General features: G+C 59.7%; 12 protein-coding genes. 4 read left to right on the forward strand and 8 right to left on the reverse strand.

Translation table 11 applies throughout. The features are described from left to right. Window positions 1-86: 86 nt before the first annotated feature. Both ASD70_RS17225 and glpT read left to right on the forward strand, forming a co-directional pair. Window positions 87-1,064: an NADPH:quinone oxidoreductase family protein gene (locus tag ASD70_RS17225; RefSeq protein ID WP_056847007.1), complete on the forward strand. Its 978-nt coding sequence runs from the start codon at window positions 87-89 to the stop codon at window positions 1,062-1,064. 291 nt (window positions 1,065-1,355) lie between these two features. Next, window positions 1,356-2,693: a glycerol-3-phosphate transporter gene (glpT, locus tag ASD70_RS17230; protein WP_043046949.1), complete on the forward strand. Its 1,338-nt coding sequence runs from the start codon at window positions 1,356-1,358 to the stop codon at window positions 2,691-2,693. Here the strand turns inward: glpT and ASD70_RS17235 are convergent. Continuing rightward, a complete protein-coding gene (locus tag ASD70_RS17235; RefSeq protein ID WP_046070022.1) occupies window positions 2,690-3,343 on the reverse strand; it encodes a gamma-glutamylcyclotransferase in 654 nt (217 codons plus the stop codon). The genes glpT and ASD70_RS17235 overlap by 4 nt on opposite strands. 27 nt (window positions 3,344-3,370) lie before the next feature. Beyond that, on the reverse strand, window positions 3,371-5,758 hold the full coding sequence (locus ASD70_RS17240; protein ID WP_056847008.1) for a TonB-dependent receptor plug domain-containing protein: 2,388 nt from the start codon (window positions 5,756-5,758) through the stop codon (window positions 3,371-3,373). A 327-nt stretch (window positions 5,759-6,085) separates the two neighbouring features. On the opposite strand from ASD70_RS17240, the gene ASD70_RS17245 reads away from it, so the two are divergent. Next, on the forward strand, window positions 6,086-6,565 hold the full coding sequence (locus tag ASD70_RS17245) for a sn-glycerol-3-phosphate transporter (RefSeq protein ID WP_046070024.1): 480 nt from the start codon (window positions 6,086-6,088) through the stop codon (window positions 6,563-6,565). Window positions 6,566-6,676: 111 nt separating this feature from the next. Here the strand turns inward: ASD70_RS17245 and ASD70_RS17250 are convergent, their stop codons facing one another. The 6 genes from ASD70_RS17250 to ASD70_RS17275 form a co-directional block, all read right to left on the reverse strand. Then, window positions 6,677-7,645: a CDP-6-deoxy-delta-3,4-glucoseen reductase gene (locus ASD70_RS17250; protein WP_046070025.1), complete on the reverse strand. Its 969-nt coding sequence runs from the start codon at window positions 7,643-7,645 to the stop codon at window positions 6,677-6,679. Then, window positions 7,645-9,111 carry a 4-hydroxy-3-polyprenylbenzoate decarboxylase gene (gene ubiD, locus ASD70_RS17255; RefSeq protein WP_043046945.1) on the reverse strand — a complete coding sequence of 489 codons (1,467 nt, stop codon included), beginning with the start codon at window positions 9,109-9,111 and terminating at the stop codon, window positions 7,645-7,647. The genes ASD70_RS17250 and ubiD overlap by 1 nt, the downstream gene beginning before the upstream one ends. Before the next feature lie 59 nt (window positions 9,112-9,170). After that, on the reverse strand, window positions 9,171-11,153 hold the full coding sequence (locus ASD70_RS17260; protein ID WP_046070026.1) for an acyltransferase family protein: 1,983 nt from the start codon (window positions 11,151-11,153) through the stop codon (window positions 9,171-9,173). Window positions 11,154-11,308: 155 nt separating this feature from the next. Beyond that, complete coding sequence (rho, locus tag ASD70_RS17265; RefSeq protein ID WP_003176825.1) at window positions 11,309-12,568, reverse strand: transcription termination factor Rho; 1,260 nt, start codon at window positions 12,566-12,568, stop codon at window positions 11,309-11,311. Window positions 12,569-12,803: 235 nt separating this feature from the next. Beyond that, window positions 12,804-13,133 carry a thioredoxin TrxA gene (gene trxA / locus ASD70_RS17270; RefSeq protein WP_003213989.1) on the reverse strand — a complete coding sequence of 110 codons (330 nt, stop codon included), beginning with the start codon at window positions 13,131-13,133 and terminating at the stop codon, window positions 12,804-12,806. 120 nt (window positions 13,134-13,253) lie between these two features. Further along, window positions 13,254-13,949 (reverse strand): FadR/GntR family transcriptional regulator, encoded by a 696-nt coding sequence (locus ASD70_RS17275; protein WP_056847009.1) that lies wholly within the window; start codon window positions 13,947-13,949, stop codon window positions 13,254-13,256. Between the two features lie 254 nt (window positions 13,950-14,203). Here ASD70_RS17275 and ASD70_RS17280 point away from each other — a divergent pair, with 254 nt between their 5' ends. Then, entirely contained in the window at window positions 14,204-14,989 is a 786-nt protein-coding gene (locus tag ASD70_RS17280; protein ID WP_056847010.1) for a transporter substrate-binding domain-containing protein, read from the forward strand. The last annotated feature ends 4 nt before the right edge of the window (window positions 14,990-14,993 follow it).

The following is a 14,993-nucleotide window of genomic DNA, read 5'->3' on the forward strand; positions in this document are numbered from 1 at the left end:
GCGGCTTATCAGGCCCGGGCATGCTCGTTGACCCGCGGGCGTACCCTCCTACACTTATCGGCCACGACGCCAAAAGGAATAGTCCGATGAAAGCTGTGCTGTGCAAAGCCTTCGGCCCCGCCGAAACCCTGGTGCTGGAAGAAATCGCCAGCCCTGCGATCAAGAAGAACGAGATCCTGCTGGACGTACACGCAGCCGGGGTGAATTTCCCGGACACCCTGATCATCGAGGGCAAGTACCAGTTCAAGCCGCCCTTTCCGTTCTCACCCGGTGGCGAAGCGGCGGGTGTGGTCAGTGAAGTGGGTGAGAAAGTCAGCCATCTGAAAGTCGGTGACCGCGTAATGGCGTTGACCGGCTGGGGCAGCTTTGCCGAGCAGGTCGCGGTGCCCGGCTATAACGTGCTGCCGATCCCGCCAAGCATGGACTTCAACACCGCTGCCGCCTTCAGCATGACCTACGGCACCTCGATGCACGCGCTCAAACAGCGCGCCAACCTGCAACCCGGCGAAACCCTGCTGGTGCTCGGCGCTTCCGGGGGCGTGGGCCTGGCCGCCGTGGAAATCGGCAAGGCCATGGGCGCCCGGGTGATCGCGGCCGCCAGCAGCGCCGACAAACTCGCGGTGGCCAAGGCGGCCGGCGCCGATGAGCTGATCAACTACAGCGAAGCCAGCCTCAAGGACGAGGTCAAGCGCCTGACCGACGGCAATGGCGCCGATGTGATCTACGACCCAGTGGGCGGAGATCTGTTTGACCAGGCCATCCGCGCCATCGCCTGGAACGGCCGCCTGCTGGTGGTGGGGTTTGCCAGCGGGCGCATTCCTGAACTGCCGGTGAACCTGGCATTGCTCAAGGGCGCGGCGGTAGTGGGGGTGTTCTGGGGCTCGTTTGCCCAGCGCCAGCCGCAGGATAACGCGGCGAATTTTCAGCAGTTGTTCACGTGGTATGCCGAGGGCAAGTTGAGGCCATTGGTGTCGCAGGTGTATCCGCTGGAGCAGGCGGCCCAGGCGATTGATGACCTGGGGCAACGCAAGGCGGTTGGCAAGGTTGTCGTACAAACCCGCTGACAGATTTGAAATGCGGTCCATGTGGGAGGGGCTTGCCCCCGATAGGAGTCGGTCAGTGAGTCCATGAGTGACTGAACCACCGCTATCGGGAGCAAGCCCCCTCCCACATTTTGATCCCCAGTGCTCAAGAGAACTGATCACGACCCATACTTATCTATTAGCGACATGTTCGTAAAAGAACATGCGATTGCTCCCCTTTCCTGTGTTTGCAGATAAGAGGCGATGCTATTTTCGGTAACGAAACTGTAACATTCGCATCCGCAGTCAAAACAAGAAATTTGGAGCTCTTGAATGTTTGCTTTCTTTCGTCCTGCCGCACACCAGGCGCCCCTGCCTGAAGAAAAAATAGACAGTACCTACCGACGCCTGCGCTGGCAGATCTTTGCCGGTATTTTCTTCGGTTACGCCGGCTATTACCTGCTGCGCAAAAACTTCTCCCTGGCCATGCCCTACCTGATCGACGAGGGTTATACCCGCGGTGAACTGGGCCTGGCGATGTCGGCGATTGCGATTGCCTACGGCTTGTCCAAGTTTCTCATGGGCCTGGTCTCCGACCGCTCCAACCCACGCTACTTCCTGCCCTTCGGCCTGCTGGTTTCAGCGGGTGTGATGTTCATTTTCGGTTTCGCGCCTTGGGCAACGTCCAGCGTAACCATGATGTTCATCCTGCTGTTCATCAACGGCTGGGCCCAAGGCATGGGCTGGCCGCCAAGTGGGCGGACCATGGTGCACTGGTGGTCGCAGAAAGAACGCGGCGGCGTGGTGTCGGTATGGAACGTGGCGCACAACGTCGGCGGTGGCCTGATCGGCCCGCTGTTCCTGCTGGGCATGGCGTGGTTCAACGACTGGCATGCGGCGTTCTATGTGCCGGCCACGGTGGCCCTGGCGGTGGCGGCGTTTGCCTTCATCACCATGCGCGACACTCCGCAATCGGTGGGCCTGCCACCGATCGAGCAGTACAAGAACGATTACCCGGAAGGCTACGACGCCAGCCACGAAGACGAATTCAGCGCCAAGGAAATCTTCGTCAAGTACGTGCTGCGCAACAAAATGCTGTGGTACATCGCCTTCGCCAACGTGTTCGTCTACCTGTTGCGCTACGGCGTATTGGACTGGGCGCCGACCTACTTGAAAGAAGCCAAGCACTTCACGGTCGATAAGTCGTCCTGGGCGTATTTCTTCTATGAGTGGGCCGGTATCCCAGGCACGTTGTTGTGCGGCTGGATGTCGGACAAGATCTTCCGTGGCAACCGCGGCCTGACCGGTATCGTGTTCATGGCTCTGGTAACTGTGGCGACCCTGGTTTACTGGCTCAACCCGCCGGGCAACCCGATGATCGACATGATCGCGCTGTTCTCCATCGGCTTCCTGATCTACGGCCCGGTAATGCTGATCGGCCTGCAGGCGCTGGAACTGGCACCGAAGAAAGCCGCCGGCACCGCAGCGGGCTTCACCGGTTTGTTCGGTTACCTGGGTGGTTCGGTGGCAGCCAGTGCGGCCATGGGCTACACGGTTGACCATTTCGGCTGGGACGGTGGGTTCGTGTTACTGGTCGGTGCCTGCGTACTGGCGATCGCGTTCTTGATTCCTACGCTGTGGCACACCAACAGCGTCAGCTCGGCGCGTTAAGCACCCGGGCAATCCTTGGCACAACGCTTGAGCCGCGCCTCCAGGTTCTTATCTGGCATGGCGTGGCTACGCAGGGCGTTCACGGTCTGCTCGACATAATCGCGAGTGGTGCCGTAACGCCCGCAAGCGCTTTGCAGCACGTGATTAAGCACAATATCGGGCAAGTTGCCGGCGTAGCTGGGCAAGTGCCGCTCCAACACAAACCCCAACGCCTGCACGGTACTGCCATCTTCCAACCGGCAACTGAGCCAGTGTGGCCGATAAGAAGGGTAAGGCATCTCGCGCTGCCACAAGGCGTACAGCGAGGCCTCCAACTGGTCTTCCGGCAAGCGGTAGGCAAACCCGCTGCAGGACCCGCCGCGATCCAGCCCGAACACCAACCCCGGCAACTCCGGCGTGCCCCGGTGCTCGTGGGACCACAGGTACAAGCCGCGGTGATAACCATGAACCCGTGCGCGCACCCGTTCGGTCGACGAACATTCAGGGCGCCAGATCAGCGAACCATAGGCAAACAGCCACACTGGCCCACCCTTGTGCCGGGCCATAGTGGCCTGCATCGAGCTCATTAATTGTTCGTGAGTGAGTTGCGGCCCAAGATCGAGCCGCGGAGGGTAAGCCAACTGCAAAAGATCGGTTTCAATGGCGGTCATGGCGAAAAGCGGTGCGCCTCCTGTGTGTTACCAGTTGTAAGCGACTTTACCGTAATAAAACGCGCCGCTGTAACCGTACGGCGAAAAAGTGCTATAGGCCAGATTGCCGCCACTGCTGGCGTAGGCATTGACCTTCTCTGGGTATTTGTCGGTAACGTTGTCGCCCCCCAGGGTAAAGGTCCAGCTCTTGAGCTTGTAGTCGGCTGACAGGTCCAGCACCCAGGCGGCCTTGAAAGTCTGGTCGTTGATCTTGTCCGCCTGATAGCTGGTGAACTCGCCATAGCGCACCAGGTTGCTGTGCAGCGCCCACTGGCCAAAGGTGAAGTCGTTGCCCAGGCTCAGTTTGTGCTGGGGCGTGGTGTCGCCGAGCAAACCGATACGCTCACGACGATCAACCCGTACCAGGTTGGCCCCCAGGCTGTCGAGAATCGCCGGGTTGGCTTTCACGTCGGTTACTTTGGTGTGGTTGTAGTTATAGCCCAGGGTGCTGTTCCAACGGATGCCGTTATCAAACTGGTAGCGATAGTTGGCCACCAGATCGACCCCATCGGTGCTGGTGTCCGTGGCGTTGGTGAAGTACCGGGCGGTGGTGTAGTTGATATTGCCGACGCCATTGGCTTGCAGGTAGGCAACCGTCGCCGGGTTGAGATTGAGGTTGGAGGACAGGCTGATACGGTCGCGAATATCGATGCGGTACACGTCGAGCGTGACGGTCAGGTCATCGGCCGGCTCCAGCACCAGGCCGAGGCTGTAGTTGCGCGACTTCTCGGCCTTGAGGTCCTCGGCACCCAGCAGGCGGGCCACCTGGCTGTTGGCCGGGAAGGTACCAGCCTCCTGGATGGTGCTGCCGATCAGCTGCGACGAGGTGTAGGCAAAGTTCTGCTGGGCCAGGGACGGCGCACGGAAACCGTTGGAGATGCTGCCGCGCAAGGCCACCTGCGGGGTGAAGTCGTAGCGGGCTGACAGCGAGCCGCTGACGTTTGAACCGAAGTCACTGTAATCCTCATGGCGCACAGCGGCCGAAACACTGAGTTTTTCGGTGAAATTGGTTTCCAGGTCCAGGTATTGCGCCCAGTTGTGCCGGGTACTGGTACCGGCATCCGCGTCGCGGAAACCACCCAGGCCCGAGCTGCCGGTCTGGTAATAGGAGGCAGGCTCGCCCGCTTCGATTTCGTAGCCCTGATGCAGGTATTCACCGCCGAACGCCACGGAGACCGGGTATGGCAGCAAGCCCACGTCGAATTCACGGGACAGGTCCAGACTGACTTGTTTCTGGTCGTTGCTCAGGGTGCCGTTGTTGAACTTGCGCGGCGTCGCCAGGCCCAGGGAGGTGTTGATGGTTTCGGTGCCCAGCTCGTACTGATTCTTGCCGTAGTTGGCCGACAAGTCGTAATGCCAGTCGTAGGCCAGCAGGCCGCGCAGGCCCACCACCAGTGAAGTGTCTTCCAGGTTGCCCTTGATCAGCGGCAGGTAGCCGTCGGGGTTCAGTGCAGGGATGTTATTGGAAGCGTTGCTGGCCCGGTAGAACGCCGCTGTTTCACCGCGGCGCTTGCTGTAGCCACCAAAGGTGTAGAACTCGGCTGCATCGCTGAAGGAATATTCCGAATTGAACTGGAACTTGCCTTCATTGGTGGCCGGCTCGCCTTGACGGAACACACGCTGGCCGTAGGTGGTGGAGCCAATGCTACCTGGGCGGTAATCGTTGCCGGCGCGGTTGGTGTAATCGTTGTCGGCGCCTTCGGCCGACAGGTTGATAAAGCCGCTGTCGCCCAACGCCAGGCCAGTATTACCGCTGACATTACGCTGAATGCCGTCGCCTTTCTTGTACTCGCCGAACTTGGTGGAAATCGAGCCGCCATGGTCGGCGTGCTTGAGGATCACATTGATCACCCCGGCAATCGCATCAGAGCCGTAACGTGCGGAAGCACCATCGCGCAGCACTTCGATATGGTCCACCGCCGACAGCGGGATCGCGTTCAAGTCCGCCGGGGCCGAACCGCGCCCAACGGCACCGCCCAGGTTGACGAAGGCACTGGTATGGCGGCGCTTGCCGTTGACCAGCACCAACACCTGGTCCGGCGACAAGCCGCGCAACTGCGCCGGGCGCACCAGTTCGGCGCCATCCACCAGGCTTGGCCGTGGGAAGTTGATCGACGGAATCAAGCGCGCCAATACGGCGCCCAGTTCGTCGGAGCCGGTGCTGCGTAGCGTCTCACCGGAGATCACATCGATTGGCGACAGCGAAGCACTGGCCGTGCGCTCTTGGGCGCGGGTGCCGGTCACGATCACCGTGTCGAGCCTGGGCGCATCGGCGGCGGCTGTTTCGTCTGCCTGTACTGGATTGAACCCCACAACGGTCAGCAAATTGGCCGACAAAATCGCCGTGTATAGCGTGTGTTTCCTGTAGCTCCCCATACCGCTCCCCTTTGAATCAAGAATAGAACTGCAACACTCTGAGTTCGTATGATCGATCCGGCTGGCGGCGGTGGCGGTCAGTGATTGGTTACTGTTGATGAAGTCGGTAGCCCGTTGCCATATAGCTTAAAGACATTTATCAGCCAGAATAAATACCTTAAAAGAATAAGCAAAAGCATAAGCGCACCCGCCCACTCGTCAGGATCTAAACCGGTAATTTCGGTAATTTCAGCCCCGGTTCAGCCTGGGTACGCGCCAAGCAGTCAAAATAGCGCACACATCACGACCCACTTAGCCGCTCATCACATCGACTATCGAGGTCGCTCCATGAAGAAATTCCGCCTGCCTGGCCTGCTGTTCCTGGCCCAGGCCACCACCGCACTGGCTACCGAAACCCCACCTGCCGATGACAAGGGCTTCTGGTATGCCCAGACCAGTGTCTACACCCGGCACTTTGCGCCAGACCCGGAGCACAACAACAAGCAGGATTTGATCGGCCTGGAACGCAACGAGGCGTCGGGCCTGGTGTATGGCGGGGTGACCTTTCGCAACTCGTTCCGCCAGCGCTCTTACTACGCCTATGCGGGCAAGCGCTATGACATGGCCGACTACCCGGTGTATGCGAAATTGACCGGCGGGCTGCTCCAGGGCTATCGCGGCGAGTATCGCGACAAGATTCCGTTGAACCGATTCGGCGTAGCGCCGGTGATCATTCCGTCGGTGGGTACCCACTATGGGCCGGTGGCGGCGGAGCTGGTGCTGCTGGGGTTCAATGCAGCGATGGTGACGACCGGCGTACGGTTCTGACACTGACACGGCACGTGTCTACTGTGGGAGCTGGCTTGCCTGCGATAGCGGTGTTGGCTGACAGACCGCTACGCAGGCAAGCCAGCTCCCACATGGATTCAGCTTGAGTCTTTAGGGCCGTGGAGCGTAGGCGAACACATCGGCGCGCATACGGTGCGCATCCATTCCGGCGTTGACCAGTGCGTCCAGGGTGCCGTAGATCATCGCTGGCGAACCGCTGGCATAGACATGCACGCTATTGAGGTCGGCAATGTCCTCGCACACCGCTTCATGCAGCAAACCACAGCGGCCTTCCCAGCCACACAGGTCGCTGACCACCTTGTGCAGGAACAGGTTGGGCAATTGCTGCCATTGCTCCCAATGCTCGATCTGGTAAAAATCTTCCGGGCGACGCACGCCCCAGTACAGGTGCACCGGGTGCTTGAAGCCGGACGCCCGGCAGTGCTCGATCAGGCTGTGCATCTGCGCCATGCCGGTGCCGGCGGCCATCAGCACCAGCGGCCCGTCCGGCAACTCGGCCAGGTGGGTGTCGCCGAACGGCAGTTCGACGCGGGCCATCTGGTTGCACTGCAATTGTTCAATGAGGTTGCGTGCGCTGTCCTCGCGGGCCAGCACATGCAGCTCCAGCTCACGTCCGGCATGGGGCGCCGATGCCAGGGAAAACGCCGATTTCTCGCCATTCGCCCGCTCGATCATCAGGTATTGCCCGGCGTGGTAACGCACTGCCTTGCCCGCCGGGGCACGCAGGCGTACACGCCACACATCGCCGCCGACGTCTAAGCACTCAATCAATTGGCACGACAATTTGCGCAACGGCAACTCCCCCGGCGCCAGTACCCCATCCCACAACACAACGCAGTCCTCCAAGGGTTCGGCAATACAGGTGAAGAATTCACCATGATCACGCACCTCGCCGGCTTGGCGTACCCGCCCTTCCACCAGCAACGCCGCACACACATGGCATACACCATTGCGGCAGGCTTGGGGGCACTCATAGCCCAGGCGACGTGCGCCGTCGAGGATTCGCTCGCCAGGGTCCAGCTCCAGCACAGCGCCGGAAGGTTGCAGGGTTACACGCATCAATCTATTCCCAATTCTTTCCAGATCGCATCGACACGCGCCGTGACGGCTTCATCCTTGACGATCACCCGGCCCCACTCGCGAGTGGTCTCACCCGGCCACTTGTGGGTGGCATCCAGGCCCATTTTCGAGCCCAGCCCCGAGACCGGCGAGGCGAAGTCGAGGTAGTCGATCGGCGTGTTATCGATCATCACCGTGTCGCGCTTGGGGTCCATGCGCGTGGTGATGGCCCAGATCACGTCGTTCCAGTCACGGGCATTGATGTCGTCGTCAGTGACGATAACGAACTTGGTGTACATGAACTGTCGCAAAAACGACCACACACCCAACATGACCCGCTTGGCATGTCCCGGGTACGACTTCTTCATGGTCACGATCGCCATGCGGTACGAGCAACCTTCCGGCGGCAGGTAGAAGTCGGTGATTTCGGGGAATTGCTTTTGCAGGATCGGCACGAACACTTCGTTGAGCGCCACGCCGAGGATGGCCGGCTCATCCGGCGGACGGCCCGTGTAGGTACTGTGGTAGATCGGCTTGACCCTATGGGTGATGCGCTCGACGGTAAACACCGGGAAGCTATCGACTTCGTTGTAGTAGCCGGTGTGATCGCCGTAAGGGCCTTCATCGGCCATCTCGCCCGGGTGAATCACGCCCTCGAGGATGATTTCGGCGGTGGCCGGCACTTGCAGGTCGTTACCGCGACACTTGACCAATTCGGTGCGGTTACCGCGCAGCAAACCGGCGAAGGCGTATTCGGACAGGCTGTCGGGCACAGGCGTCACGGCGCCGAGGATGGTGGCCGGATCGGCGCCCAAAGCCACTGAAACCGGAAATGGCTGGCCGGGATGCTTCTCGCACCACTCCCGGAAGTCGAGAGCGCCGCCACGGTGGCTCAGCCAGCGCATGATCACCTTGTTACGGCCGATGACTTGCTGACGGTAGATGCCGAGGTTCTGGCGGTCCTTGTTCGGGCCCTTGGTGACGGTCAGGCCCCACGTAATCAGCGGCCCAACGTCGCCCGGCCAGCAGGTCTGCACCGGGAGCATGGCCAGGTCTACATCATCGCCCTCGATGACCACTTCCTGGCATACCGCGTCCTTGACCACCTTGGGGGCCATGGCAATGATCTTGCGAAAGATCGGCAGCTTCGACCAGGCGTCCTTCAAGCCCTTGGGCGGCTCGGGCTCCTTGAGAAAGGCCAGCAACTTGCCGATCTCACGCAGTTCGCTGACCGACTCGGCGCCCATGCCAAAGGCCACACGCTCGGGGGTGCCGAACAGGTTGCCCAGTACCGGAATGTCAAAGCCAGTCGGTTTTTCGAACAACAGCGCCGGGCCCTTGCTGCGCAAGGTGCGGTCGCAAATCTCAGTCATTTCCAGCACCGGAGAAATCGGCATCTGGATACGTTTCAACTCTCCGCGCTGCTCAAGTTGCTGCACGAAATCCCGAAGATCCTTGAATTTCATTAACCATGCCACCCGTAAAATAGGCGTACATCCTACCTGCTCTGAGGGCGGCTGGCAGCTTAATTGGCCGTCAGCCCTCGTGATTGCAAGGAACTGAACAATGGTTCCAGGAAGGCTTCGATGTGCCGGGCACCAACGTCTGACAGATGGTTATCGTCGGTATACAACGCTCGACCATTGAGTTCGACCCGGCACAAACCATCGCTGCCGCACAGCAGGGGCGCAGGGTCCAGCACCTTGACACCGCTGTCGCCCGCCGCCAGTTCGTCAAACAACTGCGTGATAAAAGCCTGGCGCTTCACATGCTCGGCTACGGCGAGCCCTTCACCGTCCACTGACCGGTTCATCATCGCCAGGCGGCTCAGACGATAAGGCACGATGATCTCCTGCAGCGGCACTTCCTTGACCAGCCAGACCTTATGGCCGGCAGCACGCAAGCCCTGGATGCGTTCACGAAGGCCTTGGGCGAAGCGTTGCTCGGCGACGGCACGCACATACTGGCCAGTGCCGGGGTCCTTAAGCGCATGCTCCTTGTCACCCGACATTTGCCCATAGACGTACAGGCTCCAACGGGCCGCCAGCACCACATCGCTGAACACCTGCTCGGCCATGGCCTTCTCGACGCGATGGTTGAAGTGCGCGCATCGAGCAATATTCTCCAGGCCATCCAGCGGGATACAGCCGGCAAAACTGGCCTCTACCAGACTGATATTGTGGCGATCAGCCCCCTCTTTGAGCGCGGGTATCAGCGCAGTGGCGTGACTGTCACCCCATACCAGCGCTGAAACAGATTGGCTTTTCGGACCGAAATGGCAGAACAGCCGATCATCGGGGGTGTCTTTGTCAGCCATGCACGCCAGCAGGTCCGGGCTCCACTTCTTGGCCTGGGCAAAACGCAATGCCTGTTCGGACAAACGCGAAGGCACGCCGTCAGCTTCGCGTATCGCCAAGCCGGTAAAGCCAAGCCCCAGAATGCCGACCAAGGCTGACGCCAGAATCGCCTTGCGTCCGGCCAGCAAGCGTTTTTCCCGGAACGGCGTTTCCACGAAGCGCCAGGACAGATAACCCAGCACCAGCGAAAGCAGCATCAGCCCAGCCAGTTCCAAGGCGCTCAAGCCATCCACTGCGGCATAGTTGGCATACACGAATACCGGCCAGTGCCACAGGTACCAGGAATAGGAAATCAGCCCGATACCCACCATTACCCGCGTACTTAACAACCGCCCTACCCAGGTGTGCTGCTGGCCGTTGGCCCAGATCAAGCCGACGACCCCCAGCACAGGCAATAGAGCGGTTGCGCCGGGAAACGGCGTTTTCGCGTCATAACCCAGTACAGCGATCAGAATCAGTGCCATGGAGGCCAGGCTGACCCCTTGCGCCAAAGCGGGCGAAGCGCGCCACTCATGCTTGGGCAACACTGCCAGCATCGCGCCGGCCAGCAATTCCCAGGCCCGCAGATGCAACAGGAAGAAAGCTTTTTGCGGCTCATGCTCAACCGCCCAGACGCTCATGCCGAAAGACCCGAGCAGCACCGCGAACAGCGCCAGGCGCCAGTGTTTCAGGCGGCTCGACAGCAATGCCAGCAACAGCGGGAAGAAGATATAGAACTGCTCCTCCACCGCCAGCGACCAGGTATGCAGCAAAGGCTTGATGTCTGAAGACACATCGAAATAGCCATGCTGGCGCGAGAACAGCAAGTTGGAGGTAAAGGTCACCTGATAGTGCGCCGACCGGCCCAACTCCTCGTAGTCCTTAGGCGCCAACAGAAACCAACCCGCTACCAGTGTCGCGGCGATCATCACAAACAGCGCGGGCAAGATACGCCGGGCGCGGCGAGCCCAGAAGTCGATAAAACTGAAGCGGCCAGCCTGGCGCTCACGCCAGATAATTGACGTAATTAAAAAGCCGGAAATGACGAAAAACACATCAACGCCAACAAAACCGCCAGTAATGCCAGGAACGCCAAAATGAAATAACACGACTGCGAGGACAGCGATGGCACGCAGGCCGTCGATGTCTCTGCGGTAAGCAAGAGTGGTCATAAGGATGTGATCAGTCTGTGACGAAAGGAGTTAGCGTAGTCACGCGTCAATTTTTGTTACTTAACGGATACTTATGCCACAAATGCCGCAAAATCTCGACGCATAAAAAAAGGCGCCCCTGAGGGGCGCCATTTTTTTGGACCTGAAACGCCTTATTATTTGCGCTTCATCGACAGGAAGAACTCGTCGTTGGTCTTGGTGGTTTTCAGCTTATCGATCAGGAACTCGATGGCAGCCACTTCGTCCATCGGGTGCAGCAGCTTGCGCAGGATCCACATACGCTGCAGTTCGTCGTCTGCGGTCAGCAACTCTTCACGGCGGGTGCCGGAACGGTTGATGTTGATCGCAGGGAACACACGCTTTTCAGCGATGCGACGGTCCAGAGGCAGCTCCATGTTACCGGTACCCTTGAACTCTTCGTAGATCACTTCGTCCATCTTCGAACCGGTCTCGACCAGTGCGGTGGCGATGATGGTCAGCGAGCCGCCTTCCTCGATGTTGCGCGCAGCACCGAAGAAACGCTTGGGCTTCTCCAGGGCGTGGGCATCGACACCACCGGTCAGCACCTTGCCGGAGCTTGGGATCACGGTGTTGTAGGCACGCGCCAGACGAGTGATGGAGTCGAGCAGGATCACCACGTCTTTCTTGTGTTCGACCAGGCGCTTGGCCTTCTCGATCACCATCTCGGCAACCTGCACGTGGCGGGTTGGCGGCTCATCGAACGTCGAGGCAACCACTTCACCGCGCACGGTGCGCTGCATTTCGGTCACTTCTTCCGGACGCTCATCGATCAACAGCACGATCAGGTGAACTTCAGGGTTATTACGTGCGATGTTCGCTGCGATGTTCTGCAGCATGATGGTCTTGCCGGCTTTCGGCGGTGCGACGATCAGGCCACGCTGGCCCTTGCCGATCGGGGCGCACAGGTCGATCACTCGACCGGTGAGGTCTTCGGTGGAACCGTTGCCGGCTTCCATCTTCATGCGCACGGTCGGGAACAGCGGGGTCAGGTTCTCGAAGAGAATCTTGTTTTTCGCGTTCTCGGGGCGATCAAAGTTAATCGTGTCGACCTTGAGCAGGGCGAAATAACGCTCGCCTTCCTTCGGAGGACGGATCTTGCCAACGATGGTGTCACCGGTGCGCAAGTTGAAGCGACGGATCTGGCTCGGCGAGACGTAGATGTCGTCTGGGCCGGCGAGATAGGAGGCGTCTGCGGAGCGGAGGAAGCCGAAGCCGTCCTGGAGAATCTCCAGCACGCCATCACCGGAGATTTCCTCGCCGCTTTTCGCGTGCTTCTTGAGCAGGGAGAAAATCACGTCCTGCTTGCGCGAACGGGCCATATTTTCTATGCCCATTTCTTCGGCCAGCTGGAGCAGGTCGGTAATCGGCTTTTGCTTGAGTTCAGTCAGATTCATATAGGAATGACGTAATCATTTTATGGAGGGGGGAAATTAAGCTTTTGGCTTAATGAGGCCGCGCCGCAGAGAAGGCGACAGGATCGCGTACTAATCGAAAAGGAATGCGTCGGCGACGGCTTGCAGGGGGCAGTGGAGAAACCAGTGCGGGGCCGAATGTACCACCTGAATTTCTGAGCGTCTAGCCCTGTTTCACGAAAAAGCCCCGCGATTTGCGGGGCTTTTTCGACAACGCTTAAATGTTCGCGTCGAGGAAAGCTTGCAGCTGGGACTTCGACAGTGCGCCCACTTTAGTGGCTTCGACGTTACCGTTCTTGAACAGCATCAGCGTAGGAATGCCGCGCACGCCATGCTTGGCTGGGGTTTCCTGGTTGTCGTCGATGTTCAGCTTGGCGATGGTCAACTTGCCTTCGTAGGTGGTTGCAATGTCGTCCAGGACCGGAGCGATCATTTTGCAAGGGCCACACCATTCAGCCCAGTAGTCAACCAGCACCGGGCCTTGAGCCTTGAGTACTTCGGCCTCAAAGGTCGCGTCGGTGACGTGCTTGATAAGATCGTTGCTCATGGATGTCTCCGGAATGTAAGCAAAAAAAACGTTGCTCATCATAGCTGCCCTTCCCCCGTTCAGGAAGCCGCGTCTGATTGAGTCTTGCTATGGCGCTGCATGAGTGTGGGTATAACCCATTTACGACGTGACGGGCGTCACGAATGCTATGCCGGTGCGCAACGCCGCATTGCGTACGTGCTCCTGCATGGCTTTCTGTGATGTCGCACTGGCGCGTCGGGCCAGGGCCCGCAGGATCTTGCGGTGCTCCTGCCAGGTCTCCATGGCTCGTTCCGGTCGGATGAACGGTAGTTTCTGGCTCTCCAGGAACACCTCGGCGCTGGCACTGAGAATGCTCACCATCGCCTGGTTGCCGCTGGCCAGCAGGATGCGCTGGTGAAACTCGAAGTCCAGACGGGCGGCCGCTTCGAAGTCTCCAGCCTTGAGCACGTTGCGCATCGCCGCAACATTGTCTTCCAGGCTATCCAGCTCATCAATGGTCAGTGTCACCGCCGCCAACCCCGCCGCGAACCCCTCCAATGCGTAGCGCAACTGGAAGATATCCAGTGGCGTGGCCTGCGCCGCAAAGGGCCAGGCGAACCCCGGCGCGTCTTGCAGGCCTTGCACGAACACGCCTTTACCCGGCTGCACGCTGACCACGCCCAAGGCACTCAGGGACGACAATGCCTCGCGCAACGACGCCCGGCTCACCCCTAATTGCACCGCCAGGTCACGCTGGGAAGGTAACGCATCGCCCGGCCCGAAGCCCTGCTCCTTGATCAGCTTGCGGATGGCTTGCAGGGCCGCCTCCGGTACGGCTTGGGCGATGGAATTCATAAAAAACCAGGTTTCCAGGTCACTGTGCTGCTAGTTGTAAAGCTATTTACAACCGGCTGCAAGCCACGCCCCAAAGGGGCTCGCATAGTTTTGTCGACGCCCGAAAAGGGTGCGAAACAGGCGACAACTGTTCAGACCAGTAAGACCGCCGCCGCCCAGTAAATCCAAGCGTTGCAGGCCATTACAAGAGGAATGGCATGGGCTGTGCACTGAGCAAATCCAGAAAATTCCTTCGCCTTTCTCGGAGAGTTGTCATGACCAAGCGCTACAGCGCCCTGCTCACTGCCCTGTTTGCCAGCCTGATGCTGAGCCAGGCTCCCGTCCAGGCTAATGGTCTGGATGACATCGTCGCCCGTGGCACCCTCAAGGTCGCCGTGCCCCAGGACTTCCCGCCATTTGGTTCGGTCGGCCCCGACATGCAACCACGGGGGCTGGACGTCGACACCGCCAAGCTGCTGGCCGACCAGCTCAAGGTCAAGCTGGAGCTGACCCCGGTCAACAGCACGAACCGTATTCCGTTCCTCACCACCGGCAAGGTCGACCTGGTGATCTCCAGCCTGGGCAAAAACCCCGAGCGTGAAAAGGTCATCGACTTCTCCAAGGCCTACGCCCCGTTTTACCTGGCCGTGTTCGGGCCGCCCGAGGCCGCCATTGGCAGCACCGATGACCTCAAGGGCAAAACGATCAGTGTGACCCGCGGCGCCATCGAGGATATCGAGCTGACCGCAGTGGCCCCCAAGGAAGCCACGATCAAGCGCTTCGAGGACAACAACTCGACCATCGCCGCCTACCTGGCCGGCCAGGTCGACCTGATCGCCAGCGGCAATGTCGTCATGGTCGCCATCAGCGAACGCAATCCCAAACGCGTACCTGCGCTGAAGATCAAGCTCAAGGATTCACCGGTGTACGTGGGTGTGAACAAGAACGAGCCGGCGTTGCTGGAGAAGGTCAACCAGATCCTGGTCACGGCCAAGGCTGACGGCAGCCTGGAAAAGAATGCACTGCAGTGGCTGAAAGAACCGCTGCCTGCCGATCTTTGAAGCG

The organism is Pseudomonas sp. Root569, assembly GCF_001427465.1.
Taxonomy (GTDB): domain Bacteria; phylum Pseudomonadota; class Gammaproteobacteria; order Pseudomonadales; family Pseudomonadaceae; genus Aquipseudomonas; species Aquipseudomonas synxantha.

Bases quoted from the DNA above. Each gene is read 5' to 3' on its own strand.
- ASD70_RS17245 (WP_046070024.1), top strand. From the start codon at position 6,086: ATGAAGAAATTCCGCCTGCCTGGCCTGCTGTTCCTGGCCCAGGCCACC.
- rho (WP_003176825.1), bottom strand. From the start codon at position 12,568: ATGAATCTGACTGAACTCAAGCAAAAGCCGATTACCGACCTGCTCCAG.
- ASD70_RS17275 (WP_056847009.1), bottom strand. From the start codon at position 13,949: ATGAATTCCATCGCCCAAGCCGTACCGGAGGCGGCCCTGCAAGCCATC.
- ASD70_RS17250 (WP_046070025.1), bottom strand. From the start codon at position 7,645: ATGCGTGTAACCCTGCAACCTTCCGGCGCTGTGCTGGAGCTGGACCCT.
- ASD70_RS17260 (WP_046070026.1), bottom strand. From the start codon at position 11,153: ATGACCACTCTTGCTTACCGCAGAGACATCGACGGCCTGCGTGCCATC.
- glpT (WP_043046949.1), top strand. From the start codon at position 1,356: ATGTTTGCTTTCTTTCGTCCTGCCGCACACCAGGCGCCCCTGCCTGAA.
- trxA (WP_003213989.1), bottom strand. From the start codon at position 13,133: ATGAGCAACGATCTTATCAAGCACGTCACCGACGCGACCTTTGAGGCC.
- ubiD (WP_043046945.1), bottom strand. From the start codon at position 9,111: ATGAAATTCAAGGATCTTCGGGATTTCGTGCAGCAACTTGAGCAGCGC.
- ASD70_RS17235 (WP_046070022.1), bottom strand. From the start codon at position 3,343: ATGACCGCCATTGAAACCGATCTTTTGCAGTTGGCTTACCCTCCGCGG.
- ASD70_RS17280 (WP_056847010.1), top strand. From the start codon at position 14,204: ATGACCAAGCGCTACAGCGCCCTGCTCACTGCCCTGTTTGCCAGCCTG.
- ASD70_RS17240 (WP_056847008.1), bottom strand. From the start codon at position 5,758: ATGGGGAGCTACAGGAAACACACGCTATACACGGCGATTTTGTCGGCC.
- ASD70_RS17225 (WP_056847007.1), top strand. From the start codon at position 87: ATGAAAGCTGTGCTGTGCAAAGCCTTCGGCCCCGCCGAAACCCTGGTG.